Source organism: Hyphomonas sp. (assembly GCF_022844445.1).
GTDB lineage: Bacteria > Pseudomonadota > Alphaproteobacteria > Caulobacterales > Hyphomonadaceae > Hyphomonas.
This window is the reverse complement of record NZ_JALHLS010000004.1, coordinates 176,943-190,652: the sequence shown is the minus strand read 5'-3', so window position 1 is coordinate 190,652 and position 13,710 is coordinate 176,943. Positions and strand designations below refer to the sequence as shown.

Below are 13,710 nucleotides of genomic sequence, written 5' to 3'. Positions count from 1 at the left end.
TCAGACGATCCGGCTGTCCTTGTTGCCCCAGTAGCGGTCGCGGATCAGGCGCTTATACAGCTTGCCGGTCGGGTGACGCGGCAGTTCCGGATCGAAGTCGATGCTTTTCGGGCATTTGATCTTCGACAGGTTCGCCAGGCAGTGCGCCATCAGTTCGGCCGCCAGTTCCTCGGACGGGGCAATGCCCGGCATCGGCTGCACCACCGCCTTCACCGCTTCGCCGAAATCCTCATCGGGCACGCCGATCACCGCGCAGTCGGCGACCTTCGGGTGGGTGATCAGGATGTTCTCGCATTCCTGAGGATAGATGTTCACGCCGCCCGAGATGATCATGAACGCCTTGCGGTCGGTGAGGTAGAGAAAGCCGTCTGCATCCACCTTGCCGACATCGCCGAGCGAGGACCAGTCGGGGTGTTTGGGGTTCAGCGCAGCTTTGTTCTTCTCCGGTGCGTTGTGATAGTTTGGCGGCGTGGTGCCACCGAAGTAGACTTGGCCTTCCTCGCCGACCGGCACTTCATCGCCGTCCTCGTTGCAGATGTGCAGCTCGCCCAGAACCGGGCGGCCGACCGTGCCCTTGTGGGTCATCCAGTCGGGGCTCTTCACCCAGGTCATGCCATTGCCTTCCGAGCCGGCATAGTACTCGTCGATCACCGGGCCCCACCAGGCGATCATCTGTTCCTTGACCGGCACGGGGCAGGGCGCCGCCGCATGGATCGCGAACTTGATGCTCGACACATCGTACGTCTTGCGTACATCTTCCGGCAGCTTCAGCATCTTCACGAACATCGTCGGCACAAGCTGCGAGTGCGTGACCTTGTATTTCTCGACGAGGCGCAGGTAGTCCTCCGGATCGAACTTCTCCATGATGATCAGCGTCGCACCGATGCGCGTGAATGCCATGCACCAGCGCAGCGGCGCGGCATGGTAGAGCGGCGCCGGAGACAGGTATACCGACTGATCCGTTGCGCCCGACATCACGCGCGCGATCTGGATCAGCGCGTTGTCCGCGTCGATCGGCAGTCCGCGCTCCAGAGGCGGGCGGATGCCTTTCGGGCGCCCGGTGGTGCCGGAAGAATAGAGCATGTCCGTGCCAGCCATCTCGTCGGCAATCGGCGTCACCGGAAAGGCCGCGACATGGGCTTCCATCGCGGCGAATCCGTCAATTTCCCCGTCGATGGACCAGTTGTGCTTCAGGCTGGTGGCGGCCTTCACTTCCTTCGCGATGGCGCCCTTTGAGGCACTCGCGATCAGCAGTTTCGCGCCCGAGTCCTCGATGATGTAGGTCACTTCCGGCGTCGTGAGGCGCGAGGAGACGGCCACATAGTAGAGACCGGCGCGTTGCGCGGCCCAGCAGATCTCGAAGTAGCGCGGCGAGTTCTCCGCAAAGATGGCGATGGTATCGCCCGGCGCGCAGCCTGCAGCGCGAAGCGCATGTGCGATCTGGTTGGAGCGGTCATTCAGCTGCTTGAATGTGATGACCTCGCCGGACCCGGACATGATGATGGCGGGCGCGTCAGGTCTCGACTTGGCGTGGTGACAAGGGTGCATGGTTTCCTCCGGGAATTTTATGAATTGGGCTCAGGGTTCCATCGGCCCGTTAAACTGGCGGGCAAAAAAGTCGTCCTTCTTCCACAGCGGGCGGACATCCTGATTGGCCAGCGCCAGCGCAATGCGGGCGTTGAGTTCGGCAAAGCGGGCGGCGGCGTTGAAATCCAGGTTGTTGGACATGTCGTCCGACGGGCGATGATAGTTCTTTGCCTGGTGCTCCGCGAAAGCTACATCCCCGCCATTCTGGAAGCCAGGCTTGAGGTAGACGGACGGTATGCCCGCTTCGACAAAGCGGAAATGATCGGACCGGGTGAAGATGCCCTGCTCGGGCGTCGGGTCGGGGCTCAAAGTGATGCCCATGCCGGAAGCGGCCGTCTCGACCGTCGCCGCGATGTTCGAGCGCAGCGCGCCGTAAACGATGATGTCCGTAAAGTCATAGGTCAGGATCGGCATGTCCAGGTTGACGTTTGCCACGATTGCGCCAGCTATGGGCGGATTCATCGCAAAGTACTGTGCGCCGAGAAGTCCTTTTTCTTCTGCCGTCAGCGCCACGAATACAACGGTTCGCTTCAGGGGCGGACCCGCCTTCATCATCCGCGCCGCGTCCAGCATCGTCGCAATGCCGCTCGCGTTGTCGAGCGCGCCATTGTTGATCGTGTCTTCCTCGATCGTCTTCGATATACCGATATGATCGAGGTGAGCGCTGATGATGATCACTTCGTCCTTGAGGACCGGATCGGTCCCCTCGATCATTCCGACGACGTTCGCAGACGTGACAGAATCATGCGTCGAGCGCTGTGTGATCGAGATCGTCAGCGGCAGGTCAAAGCTTTGCACGGTGCCGCCCTCGGCCTCCGCTGCCGTGATCACCTCGTCCCAGCTGATTGCGGCGCCGGTGAAAAGCGCGGGCGCGCTCTCAAGCGAGACACCCGCTGCGGCAGCGATGTTCGGGGAGGTGCTGTAGGGCGTCCCGTCGGCCTGAATCCAGGCCATGCTTGCGGTCTCGAGTCGGCCTTCGGCCAGCAGGCGCTGGAACGGATAGACCCCTTTCGAAGTCGGCGTTTCCACCGAGACGACCGCCACCGCGCCGCGATCCGAAATGTTCTTGGTCTTGCGGTTGCCGTAGAAGGCGCGCTCTTCGCTCTGGATGCCCTTGGGCGTCCCGCTCAGCATCACGGCCACTTTGCCGGTCAGGTCCAGCCCCGCCAAATCGTCCCGGCCGAGTTCCGGCGCGACGATCCCGAAGCCGACGAACACGGCCGGCGCTTCAATCGTCGCCTCCGGGGCCTTGAGCGCATTGTAGACCACCGCGTTCTGACCCTCGGTGAAGGGCAGCGCATTGCCCGCCGCATCCGTCACCTGAAACGCCCGCCCCTCCGGCGCCCGCACGGCGCGCTTGAAAGTGATCTCCTGGAAATAGGTGCCGCCATCGCCCGCCGGCGCGAGGCCGATCCTGGCGAATTCTGCCGCCACATAGTCCGCCGCCAGGTCATAGCCCGGCGTGCCGGTCTCCCGGCCTTCGAGGTCGTCCGAGGCGAGGTATGCCATATGCGCCTCGATCGCCGCCGCATCGGCGGCCGGTAGCTCGGCAGGTGCGGCAGCGGGCGTCTCGGGGGCGCAGGCGGCCAGTGCAGCGGCTGTTAGGGCCAGCAGGACATGGCTAAGGGCGCGCATCGGCGAGGCTCCGGGCAGTTGGCGGGATTTCGTTATCTCTAGCGCCCCGCTGCCTGCTGTCCACGACTTACGCTGGGGGAAGGATGGAGGCGCGTCAAAGCTCCCGCATCCAGTACCCCATCGGGTGCATCAGGTTTGGTCCGCCGGGGTCCACGGGCCAGGCGAATTCCGTCGCCAGCCCGTCCAGCTTCCGGTAGCCGCGCTTCGTCCAGAAACCGTCAAGCGGCGAATAATCTTCTGGCCGAGCCGGATGGTCCTTGGTGCGCTCCACCGCGCAGAAACACACCCGCTTGTAGCCGCGCGCCCTGGCATGCGCCTCGCGGGCATCGAAAAAGGCATGGCCAAGCCCCTGGCCGCGAAACGCGGGAAGCAGCACCGACTCGCCAAAATAGAACGTCGAACTCAATGGAAAGCCCGACTGAACCAGCGGCCCGGAAAACTCCGCATGGTGCCCTGTCAGCGCCGATCCTGTCGCGCAACCGGCAATCTCGCCCGCGTCCGTTTCTGCCGCCACGATGAAGCTGTCCTTGGCCGCCGCAAAGTCGCGCAGGTAACGCACCTCATAGCTTGCCGATCCGGCATAGAGATACGGAAACGCCCGAAATACCTCGATGCGCAGCGCCGCCAGTGCAGGCAGGGCGCGCTCGAGGTCCTCTCCGGTTAGTGTCCGCGTTTTCACGAGACCTGCCGTATCCATTCCTTGAGGTTGTAATAGGTCGTCACCCGCTGGATCTCGCCGCTCTTCACGTCGAAGAAAGCCCCCGCCGGCAAGCGATACTTTTGCCCGCGTGCTTGAGGCAGGCCGGGATCGGTCTTGTTGTAACTGCCGTTGACAATGAACTCCGCCGCCGCGCGCGTGCCATCCGCCGACGGCATCACCACGATGTCGGTCAGCAGCTCATCATAGCAGTCGTCCATATGCGCCAGGAATTCAGCGAAGGCCTTGCGTCCGCCGCGCTTGTCGCCCTCATTGACGTAGTGGTTGAGGTCCTCCGACACACACGCCGCCATGCCTGTCCAGTTCTTCGCATTGAAAGCGGCATAGTAGCGGTGAATGAGATCGGTGGTCGTCGTCATTTCGGCAATCCGGGTTGTCCCGCCTGATCGGGATGGGCTGTCACATAGGCGCGCTTCAACTCGGCGGACCGGTTGTGCGCCCCGTCAGGGCTCCAGCCCGGCGCGTTCAACGCCCGGCCTACCCAGCGCCAGGGCCGCAGGCCATCGCGCACGCAGTCTCTCAGCAACCCGCCCAGCTCATGGAACGCAATCACGAACGGATTATAGGTTCCGACCGGCTTCACGATCCCATAGATCGGCTTCTCGCGCTCCAGCTCCGGCACGAAGCTCCCAAACATCCTGTCCCAGATGATGAACACGCCTGCATAGTTCGCATCGAGATATCGCGGGTTCGTCGCATGGTGCACCCGGTGGTGGCTCGGCGTATTCATCACCGCCTCGAACCATTTCGGCATTCTGTTCACCGCCTCGGTGTGAATCCAGAACTGGTAGAGCAGGTTCAGTCCGCCAACGAAGGCGATCACATACGGATGAAACCCGATCCAGACCATCGGCAGGCCCAGCAGGATCAGCCCCGTGAAAGGCCCAAACCAAGGCTGCCGGAGAGCGGTCGTCAGATTGTAGTGCTCGGAAGAATGGTGCGTCACATGCTCCATCCAGAACCAGCGCATCCGGTGGGCAAAACGGTGCTTCCAGTAATAGACAAAATCATACAGCACGAAGGCCAGCGCGAATGTCCACCAGGTGAACGGCAGCGTCGCGATCCGGTAGGGCCAGAGCAACGCCATCATCCAAACGAAGATCGCTGCCGTCACCGTATTCACGGTGAGATTGCCGATCCCCATCGCCATCGAGGCGAGCGCGTCTTTCGTCTCGTACCGCCCGCTTGCCCGGCCAGTCTTCACCGCCCACCATTCGAGGGCGACCGACAGCACGAAAAACGGCGCGGCCAGGGTTGTCACTTCGGGCAGGGGCGTCGGGTCCATGTCTCCAGCGCTAGCGAAAAATGACGGCCCCGTCACCCCCGTTTCCTGCCGGCCCGGGCAGCGCTTGACGGACGTTGGGGAAGGGGTCCCTTGTCGAAGGGTCAATTCAAGGAGGACTACGCATGGCTCGCCCGAAAGAGTTCAAGGAAATCATTCTCGACATCGAAGACGGCGTCGCTACGCTGACGATCTATCGCCCGAACAACATGAACGCCTTCACCGGCGTGATGATGTACGAGATGATGGAAGCCTTCGACATCACCGACAAGGATGACAGCGTAAAGGCGGTCATCGTCACCGGACACGGCGAGAAAGCCTTCTGCGCCGGCGCTGACCTGTCGGCCGGCGCCAAGACCTTCGACTATGACGCCCGCGCGGGAGATGGCGAAAAGGGCCGCACGGAAAACATCGACATCCAGCGCGATGGCGGCGGCCGCCTCACCCTGCGGATCTTCGAAAGCCTGAAGCCGGTCATCGGCGCCATCAACGGCGCCGCTGTCGGCATCGGCGTGACGATGCAGCTGCCGATGGACATCCGCATCGCCTCCGACAACGCCCGCTTCGGTTTCGTGTTCAACAAGCGCGGCATCAACCCCGAAGCTGCCTCCAGCTGGTTCCTGCCGCGCCTCGTCGGCATCCAGCAGGCGCTGGAATGGTGCTATACGGGCCGCGTCTTCCCCGCCTCGGAAGCCCTCGCCGGCCGCCTCGTCAGCCGGGTTGTTCCGCAGGCGGAGCTGATGAATGTGGCCCGCGCCCTCGCCAAGGAAATCGGTGACAACACGGCGCCTGTCTCCAACGCGCTCACCCGCCAGATGATGTGGCGGATGCTCGGGGCCTCGCACCCGATGGACGCCCATATCGTCGACTCCGCCGCCATTTACTCGCGCGGCAAGACGCCGGACGCGAAAGAGGGCGTGATGAGCTTCCTCGAAAAGCGCACGCCGGTCTATCCGGTGAAGGTCTCGGACGGCATGCCCAAATTCTTCCCCTGGTGGGAAGAGCGGGAGTTCGAGTGGATCGGCGGAAAAGACTGATCCTGTGCAGTCGCTCCTCCCTCTTGCGGCGGATATCGGCGCGCGCCTGAAAGCGCGCGGCGAAACCGTGGCCATCTCGGAATCCTCCGCAGGCGGACTGATCTCCGCCGCGATCCTCGCCGCGCCCGGTGCGTCGGTCTGGTATCGCGGCGGCGGTGTCATCTATACGCCGCAGGCCTTTCGCGGCCTGCTCGGCCTTCGCCGCGAAGACCTCGGCGACATGCGCTCGTCCACGGAGCCCTATGCCCGCCTCCTCGCGCGCACTATCGCCGGCAAGCTGGATGCCCATTGGGGCCTCTGCGAAACCGGCGCCTCCGGGCCCACCGGCAACGGCTACGGCGACGCCGCCGGCCACACCTGCGTTGCACTTGCGGGCCCCGGCAAGTTCGAGGTCAGCCGCACGCTGGAGACGGGGCTTTCGGATCGCCCGGAGAACATGCGCCTCTTCGCGATGGAAGCCCTGGAACTCCTGCGCGCCGCGCTCGACTAGGCGAGCTGCGCCACAATCAGCGCCGCCGCCGCTTCCGCGGCCACGGTTTCCGTGTCGATCACAAGGTCAGCTGCCGGCATCGCCCGCTCGCTGGCCTCGAACTCGGCTTGCAGTTTCGCCAGCAGTTCGCGGTCCCGCAGCTTGCCGAACGCCGCCCGGTCTGCATTGGCGATGCGCGCCATCTGTCCGTCTGCGGAGAGTTTGAGATGCACCAGCAGCGCTTCGCCACCCCCGCCGCGCACGAGGTCTGCCACGCGCTGCGCAAAGTCCGGTGATACAGAGCCTTCCGGCTGGAAGGTGAATATCAGCGAGCGATCCTCCGCCACAGCGGCCTTGAACACGTCCATCCAGAACTGCTCGCGCAAGCGCACGAAAGACGGCGAGCCGAACGGAAACACAGCGGACACCGTGTCGACCACCAGATGGTTGTGGAACAGCGCCAGCCCGGTGAGCTCCGCCACGCGCCGCGATACCGTGTACTTGCCGGCTGCCGGCGGGCCGTAGACGAAGATGAGTTTCATCGCGCGCCTATTCGAACGGGTCGGCCTTGGACGCGTCGTATTCGAGGTTGCCGAAACGGGTGACGCGCGCGTCGAAGGCGAGCTTCACGGTGCCGATGGGGCCGTGGCGCTGCTTGGAGACGATCACTTCCGCTGTGCCGAACACCTGGTCCATGCGGGTGCGCCAGGCTTTCCACTTGTCGTTCGAGGACGGATCATTCGGGTCTGCCGGCGGCTCGGTCCGCGCGAGGTAGTATTCCTCGCGGAAAACGAACATCACGATATCAGCGTCCTGCTCGATCGAGCCCGATTCCCGAAGGTCCGAAAGTTGCGGGCGCTTGTCATCGCGCTGTTCCACCGCGCGAGACAGCTGCGACAGCGCCATCACGGGCACGTTCAGATCCTTAGCCAGCGCCTTCAGCGCTGTGGTGATCTGCGTCACTTCCTGCACGCGGTTCACGTTCGATCCGGACGAGGACGCCGTGATCAGCTGCAGGTAGTCGATCACGATGAGGTCAAGTCCAACCGACCGGCGCAGTCGCCGCGCGCGGGCCGTCAGTTCACCGATGGAAATGCCGCCGGTGTCGTCGATATAGAGCGGCAGATTCTGCATTTCGGCGGTCGCTTCGGAGAGACGCTCGAAGTCCGCCTTCGAGAGCTTGCCCTGACGGATGTCGTGAGAGCTGATCTCCGTGCGTTCGGCCAGAATTCGCGTCGCCAGCTGCTCGCTCGACATCTCCAGGGAGAAGAAGGCGACGATGCCGCCATCGATCGTCTTGTGCGAGCCGTCTTCGAGGGTTTCGTACTTGTAGGCTTTCGCCACGTTGTACGCGATGTTGGTGGCGAGCGACGTTTTTCCCATCGAAGGGCGGCCGGCGAGGATAAGAAGATCGGAGCGGTGGAAGCCGCCGAGCTGTTCGTCGAGATCGCGCAGCGCCGTCGGGATGCCGGCGATCTTGCCGCCGCGCTTGAAGGCCGCCTCGGCGGTGATCAGCGACTCGGCGAGTGCTTCGGCAAAACTTGAGAAGCCACGCTCCGAACTGCCGCGCTCGGCGAGTTCGAACAGCGCACGTTCGGCCTTGTTGATCAGCGTCGAGCCGGTGTCTTCGTCTTCCGGGACCAGCGATTGCGACTGGATGCTTGCGCCGACACGGATCAGTTCGCGCCGGATCGCGAGGTCGCGGATGATGCGCGCATAGTCCTTTACCTCCGGCCCGAAGGCGGCGGCGTCCAAAAGGTCGACAAGGTATTTGCCGCCGCCGATCTCGGTCAGCTTTTCCTTCTGCTCGAAATGCTCGCGCAGCGTGACGCCATCCGCCACGCGGCCAGTCTGGATCATGTTGGAGGCAACTTCATACAACAGGCTGTGGGCCGGGGCGTAGAAGTCGATCGGGCGCAGGATGTCCGCGATATACTGGTAGACGTTGTTGTCAAAAAGGATCGCGCCCAGCACGGCGGCTTCAGCGGCGAGGTTGTGCGGCGAGACAACGGGCGTCTGCGAGGTCGTTTGCTGGTTCATGCGCAGATATTAACCCAACCCGCCCCGCCGCGCGCGGGGTGAGGCTCACTTTTGAGGAACGAATCACAAGAAAAAAGCCGCGGCTGTTTCCAGCCGCGGCTCTTGTAGGGGTCCGTCTGGACGAAGACTATTCGTCGTCGCCGGCCGGGCCGCGCTCGGCGGCCGCTTCGGCCAGTTCACCGGCCTGTTCGGCGGCGAAAGCGGCGTTGGCAGCCTGCAGGGCCTCGGCGATATTCTCGCCCTTGGCCTGACGTTCGGCTTCTTCGTTCGACCGGGCAACGTTGACCTGGACCTTCACGGCAACTTCGGCGTGGAGGCGGATCGAGACGTCGTACATGCCGATAGCCTTGATCGGCTTGTCGAGACGAACGCCATTGCGCGGGACCTTGTGGCCTGACACTTCGGCGGCCTCAGCGACGTCGCGCGCCGAGACCGACCCGTACAGCTGGCCGGTTTCGCCAGCCTGACGGATCAGAACGAAGATAGCGCCTTCGAGCTTTTCGGCGTCTGTTTTCGCAGCGTCGCGGGCAGCGGCGTTGCGGGCCTCGATGGCCTCACGCTCGATTTCGAACCGTTTGCGGTTCCGGTCGTTAGCGACGAGGGCCTTGCCTTGGGGGATCAGGAAGTTGCGGCCGAAACCGTTTTTGACGCGGACTTCGTCGCCGATCTTGCCGAGGCGTTCGATGCGCTCAAGGAGAATGACTTGCATGGCTCTCTCTCCTCAGACTGCGAACGGAATGAGCGCCAGCATGCGGGCGCGCTTGATCGCCTGAGCCAGCTTGCGCTGGTTTTTCAGGTTCACGGCGGTGATGCGGCTCGGCACGATTTTCCCTTTTTCAGAGATGTAGCGCTGCAGCAGCTTCACGTCTTTGTAGTCGATTTCCTGTGCGTGCTCGCCCGTGAACGGGTCGACCTTGCGGCGGCGTCCGAACGGACGGCGGGCAGGAATGTTCGTGATGTTGATTTTCTGTGCCATTGGATCTGTTCCTTACCCTTAATCGCGCGGACGGCGTTCTTTGCGCGACAGAACCACGGAGGGCTCATCGGACAGCGTTTCGACGCGGACGGTCAGGTAACGCATCACGTCTTCAGAGATGCGCTGGCGGCGTTCGAGTTCGTGGATCGCGGCAGGCGGTCCATCGATGTTGATGCAGGAGTAGTGACCCTTGCGCTGCTTCTTGATCGGATAGGCGAGGCTGCGAAGGCCCCAGTATTCGGTCCGGCCAACAGTTGCGCCTTTGTCCTTGAGGAAAGCGCTCATCTCTTCGACGAAGGTTTCGACCTGGGCCGGCGAGATATCAGGTCGCGTGATTACGACGTGCTCGTATAGTGCCATGTTTTCATTCCCGAAATTCGAAGATGCGGCGCTGGAGGGCGGGAGACCCTTGCCAGCGATGGCCCCTCTTTTTCCGGCTCATTCCGGGGACTTGAGGACCGCACCTTGCTGCGAAGGGCGGTCTAAAGCCCATCTGGCCGCAGATTTCAAGCGCTTGCATGCCGGAAGGGGGCGCTTTAGCACGGCCAAAACAACGGGAGGCCCGGTAACCATATGACGTTGGCATTCATCTTTCCGGGGCAGGGCAGCCAGGAAATCGGCATGGGCAAGGCGCTGGCGGAGGCCTTCCCGGCTGCGCGCGCCGTATTCGAGGAGGTCAACGCGGCCCTCGGGCAGGACCTGTCCGGGCTGATGTGGGGCGGGGAACTCGCCGAACTGACGCTCACCTCCAATGCCCAGCCGGCCCTGATGGCCCACTCGGTCGCGGCCTACCGCGCGCTTGAGGCGAACTTCGGGATCAGCGCGCGGGACGCTGCCTTCGTGGCCGGCCATTCGCTGGGCGAATACTCAGCGCTGGCCGCAGGGGGCTCGATCAGCCTCGCGGACACCGCGCGCCTTCTGCGCATCCGTGGCAATGCCATGCAGTCGGCGGTGAAGCCGGGTGAGGGCGCCATGGCGGCGCTGCTCGGCGCGGATTACAGCCAAGCCGAAGCAGCCTGCGCCGCCGGCCGCGCCACTGGCGGCGCCTGCGACATCGCCAATGACAACGCGCCCGGCCAGCTGGTCATCTCCGGTTCCAAGGCGGCCATCGATGTGGCGGTCGCCTGGTCGCAGGCGAACGGCGTCAAGAAGGCGATGGCGCTGAACGTCTCCGCCCCCTTCCATTGCGCGCTGATGCAGCCGGCCGCCGATGCAATGGCCGAAGCGCTTGCGACGACCACGATCAACGCCCCGGCCGTTCCGCTGGTCGCCAACGTCACCGCCGGTGCCGTCACCGATCCGGAAGCCATCCGCGTGAACCTCGTCAAGCAGGTCACAGCCCGCGTGCGCTGGACTGAGTCCGTGCAGTTCATGGTCGCGCAGGGCGTCACGACGACCGCCGAGACGGGCAACGGCAAGGTGCTCACCGTGATGCAGCGGCGCATCGAGAAATCCCTGAACGGCTTCACCCTCGGCAATCCCGAAGACCTCGAAGCCTTCGCCAAAGCCATCAAAGGATAAGAGACATGTTCGACCTCACTGGCCGCACGGCCCTCGTTACCGGCGCTTCCGGCGGCATTGGCCGCGCCATTGCGCAGGCCCTCTCGGAAGCCGGCGCCAAGGTTGCCCTGTCGGGTACGCGCGAAGCGGTGCTGCAGGAAGTCGCCGCGACCCTGAAAGGTGAAAGCGCCATCGTGCCGTGCAACCTCTCCGACCCCGCCGCCGTCGATGCGCTCGTCGGGCAGGCCGAAGCCGCCATTGGCCCGCTCGATATCCTCGTGGCCAATGCCGGCATCACGAAGGACAAGCTGCTGATCCAGATGAAGGACGAGGACTGGAACGACGTCATCAACGTCAACCTCGGCTCTTATTTCCGCCTAACCAAGACGGCCGTGCGGGGCATGATGAAGCGCCGCCATGGCCGCATCATCGGCATTACCTCCATCGTGGGGGTCACCGGAAACCCCGGACAGGCGAATTACTGCGCCTCCAAGGCCGGTATGATCGGCTTCACCAAATCGCTCGCGCAGGAAGTCGCCAGCCGGGGAATCACCGCCAACACGATCGCCCCGGGCTTCATCGAATCGCCGATGACCGATGTGCTGCCGGAAGCCCAGAAAACGGCGCTCCTCGGCCAGATTCCCTCCGGGCGGCTCGGCCAGGGCGGCGACATTGCAGCAGCAGCCGTGTATCTTGCCTCCAGTGAAGCCGCCTACGTTACGGGCCAGACCCTGCACGTAAACGGCGGCATGGCGATGATCTGAGGGGCAGGCCCCCTATTGAGACAAGGGCTTGGCGCTGCAATGGAGTGTGTGCTAGGCGCAACACAATGGTTCGGAAACGAGCCGGTATTCAGGCATATCTAGAGAGGTATCCATGTCTGACGTTCTTGAACGCGTGAAGAAAATCGTTGTCGAAAACCTCGACGTCGAAGCGGACAAAGTGGTTGAGGGCGCAAGCTTCATCGACGACCTCGGCGCTGACTCGCTCGACCTCGTCGAGCTGGTCATGGCCTTCGAAGAAGAATTCAACATCGAGATCCCTGATGATGTCCAGGAGTCGATCCGCTCGGTCGGCGACGCCGTGACGCACATCAAGGCGCATATCTAGGCGCCTTGTCCGCGATGTCTGAACGCCGCGTCGTCATCACTGGTATTGGTATCGTGTCCCCTCTTGCGATGGGACGCGAAGCCACTTGGGAACGCCTTATTGCCGGCAAGTCTGGTGCAGGCCCCATCGACAATTTCGATGCGTCGGACCTTCCCTGCAAAATTGCTTTCCAGGTGCCGTATGTCTCCGGACGCGGCGGCGGCACGGGCGATGCCCATGCCTTCGATCCCGAGAAGTACATGTCAGCCAAAGAGCGGCGGCGAACCGATGAGTTCGTCGTGTACGCGATGGCGGCGGCCGAAGAAGCCCTCGAGGATGCCAGCTGGAAACCGGAAACGGATGAAGACCAGGAACGTACAGGCGTCCTGATCGGCTCAGGTATCGGCGGCCTCGAGACCATCTACGAGACCTCAATCATCCTGCACGAACAGGGCCCCCGTAAGGTCAGCCCGTTCTTCATTCCCGCATCGCTGATCAACCTCGCCTCTGGCCAGGTCTCGATCCGTCATGGACTGAAGGGGCCGAACCATTCGGTCGTCACCGCCTGCGCCACCGGCGCGCACGCGATCGGCGACTCGGCACGGCTGATCAAGTACGGCGATGCCGACGTGATGGTGGCCGGCGGCGCGGAAGCGGTGATCGGCAAGCTGGGCATCGCAGGGTTCTGCGCGGCCAAGGCCATGTCGACGAGCTTCAATGACACGCCGCAGAAAGCCTCGCGTCCATACGATAAAGACCGTGACGGTTTCGTCATGGGCGAAGGCGCGGCCGTGCTGGTGCTCGAAGAATACGAGCACGCAAAGAAGCGCGGCGCGAAGATCTACGCCGAAGTGGCGGGCTACGGCCTGACGGGCGATGCCTACCACATTACCGCGCCGGCTGAAGGCGCCGAGGGCGGCTTCCGTGCCATGAAGATGGCCTTGAAGAATTCGGGCATGGACCCGGCCGAGATCGATTACGTCAACGCTCACGGCACCTCGACGCCGAAGGGCGACGAAGGCGAGGCCGGTGCGGTCGAGCGCGCGTTCGGCGAGCATGCAAAGAACCTGTCGATGTCCTCGACCAAATCGGCTGTCGGGCACCTGCTCGGCGCGGCCGGCGCGATTGAGGCGGCGTTCTGCGCCCTGGCCATCCGTGACCAGATCATGCCGCCGACCCTGAACCTCGACAATCCGAGTTTCGAGACAGTGATCGATCTCATCCCGCACAAGGCCAAGAAGGGCCGGGTGCGCGCGGCGATGTCGAACAGCTTCGGCTTCGGCGGCACCAACGCGTCGTTGATTCTCCGCGAAGTCACCTGACGGGCGCTGCGCTGCCAGGCTACACTGTGACAATTGATTTCCGGGCCGGGGCGGG

The 13,710-nt window shown here is 63.4% G+C and carries 16 protein-coding genes; 6 read left to right on the top strand and 10 right to left on the bottom strand.

From position 1 onward, the window contains the following. The 5 genes from Q0C17_RS06760 to Q0C17_RS06740 form a co-directional block, all read right to left on the bottom strand. Entirely contained in the window at positions 1–1,548 is a 1,548-nt protein-coding gene (locus tag Q0C17_RS06760) for an acyl-CoA synthetase (RefSeq protein ID WP_291203280.1), read from the bottom strand. Between the two features lie 30 nt (positions 1,549–1,578). Then, on the bottom strand, positions 1,579–3,222 hold the full coding sequence (locus Q0C17_RS06755; RefSeq protein WP_291203277.1) for a M28 family metallopeptidase: 1,644 nt from the start codon (positions 3,220–3,222) through the stop codon (positions 1,579–1,581). A gap of 94 nt (positions 3,223–3,316) precedes the next feature. Then, positions 3,317–3,901, bottom strand: coding sequence for a GNAT family N-acetyltransferase (locus Q0C17_RS06750; RefSeq protein WP_291203274.1), 585 nt, complete (start codon positions 3,899–3,901; stop codon positions 3,317–3,319). Then, positions 3,898–4,299, bottom strand: coding sequence for a ketosteroid isomerase-related protein (locus Q0C17_RS06745; protein WP_291203272.1), 402 nt, complete (start codon positions 4,297–4,299; stop codon positions 3,898–3,900). Before Q0C17_RS06745 ends, Q0C17_RS06750 begins: the two co-directional genes overlap by 4 nt. Beyond that, positions 4,296–5,225, bottom strand: coding sequence for a sterol desaturase family protein (locus tag Q0C17_RS06740; RefSeq protein WP_291203269.1), 930 nt, complete (start codon positions 5,223–5,225; stop codon positions 4,296–4,298). Before Q0C17_RS06740 ends, Q0C17_RS06745 begins: the two co-directional genes overlap by 4 nt. A gap of 122 nt (positions 5,226–5,347) precedes the next feature. On the opposite strand from Q0C17_RS06740, the gene Q0C17_RS06735 reads away from it, so the two are divergent. Continuing rightward, complete coding sequence (locus tag Q0C17_RS06735) at positions 5,348–6,259, top strand: crotonase/enoyl-CoA hydratase family protein (RefSeq protein ID WP_291203266.1); 912 nt, start codon at positions 5,348–5,350, stop codon at positions 6,257–6,259. A gap of 4 nt (positions 6,260–6,263) precedes the next feature. Then, positions 6,264–6,749: a CinA family protein gene (locus Q0C17_RS06730; protein ID WP_291203263.1), complete on the top strand. Its 486-nt coding sequence runs from the start codon at positions 6,264–6,266 to the stop codon at positions 6,747–6,749. On the opposite strand, the gene Q0C17_RS06725 is transcribed toward Q0C17_RS06730, so the two are convergent. The 5 genes from Q0C17_RS06725 to rpsF form a co-directional block, all read right to left on the bottom strand. Then, positions 6,746–7,270, bottom strand: a complete 525-nt coding sequence (locus tag Q0C17_RS06725) for an AAA family ATPase (protein ID WP_291203260.1) — start codon at positions 7,268–7,270, stop codon at positions 6,746–6,748. The two genes, Q0C17_RS06730 and Q0C17_RS06725, sit on opposite strands and share 4 nt — an antisense overlap. A 7-nt stretch (positions 7,271–7,277) precedes the next feature. Continuing rightward, positions 7,278–8,768, bottom strand: a complete 1,491-nt coding sequence (locus Q0C17_RS06720; RefSeq protein ID WP_291203257.1) for a replicative DNA helicase — start codon at positions 8,766–8,768, stop codon at positions 7,278–7,280. Positions 8,769–8,895: 127 nt separating this feature from the next. Next, on the bottom strand, positions 8,896–9,477 hold the full coding sequence (gene rplI, locus Q0C17_RS06715) for a 50S ribosomal protein L9 (protein ID WP_291203255.1): 582 nt from the start codon (positions 9,475–9,477) through the stop codon (positions 8,896–8,898). Positions 9,478–9,489: 12 nt separating this feature from the next. Beyond that, complete coding sequence (gene rpsR / locus Q0C17_RS06710) at positions 9,490–9,744, bottom strand: 30S ribosomal protein S18 (RefSeq protein WP_291203252.1); 255 nt, start codon at positions 9,742–9,744, stop codon at positions 9,490–9,492. Between the two features lie 18 nt (positions 9,745–9,762). After that, the gene (rpsF, locus tag Q0C17_RS06705; protein ID WP_291203249.1) at positions 9,763–10,104 is read right to left on the bottom strand and encodes a 30S ribosomal protein S6; all 342 of its coding nucleotides are present in this window, start codon (positions 10,102–10,104) and stop codon (positions 9,763–9,765) included. Between the two features lie 213 nt (positions 10,105–10,317). Here rpsF and fabD point away from each other — a divergent pair, with 213 nt between their 5' ends. From fabD to fabF, 4 genes are all read left to right on the top strand, one after another. Beyond that, positions 10,318–11,265: an ACP S-malonyltransferase gene (fabD, locus tag Q0C17_RS06700; protein WP_291203246.1), complete on the top strand. Its 948-nt coding sequence runs from the start codon at positions 10,318–10,320 to the stop codon at positions 11,263–11,265. Between the two features lie 5 nt (positions 11,266–11,270). Next, positions 11,271–12,008 carry a 3-oxoacyl-[acyl-carrier-protein] reductase gene (gene fabG / locus Q0C17_RS06695; RefSeq protein WP_291203243.1) on the top strand — a complete coding sequence of 246 codons (738 nt, stop codon included), beginning with the start codon at positions 11,271–11,273 and terminating at the stop codon, positions 12,006–12,008. Between the two features lie 112 nt (positions 12,009–12,120). Next, the gene (locus tag Q0C17_RS06690) at positions 12,121–12,354 is read left to right on the top strand and encodes an acyl carrier protein (protein WP_291042703.1); all 234 of its coding nucleotides are present in this window, start codon (positions 12,121–12,123) and stop codon (positions 12,352–12,354) included. Between the two features lie 14 nt (positions 12,355–12,368). Further along, on the top strand, positions 12,369–13,655 hold the full coding sequence (gene fabF, locus Q0C17_RS06685; RefSeq protein WP_291203240.1) for a beta-ketoacyl-ACP synthase II: 1,287 nt from the start codon (positions 12,369–12,371) through the stop codon (positions 13,653–13,655). The last annotated feature ends 55 nt before the right edge of the window (positions 13,656–13,710 follow it).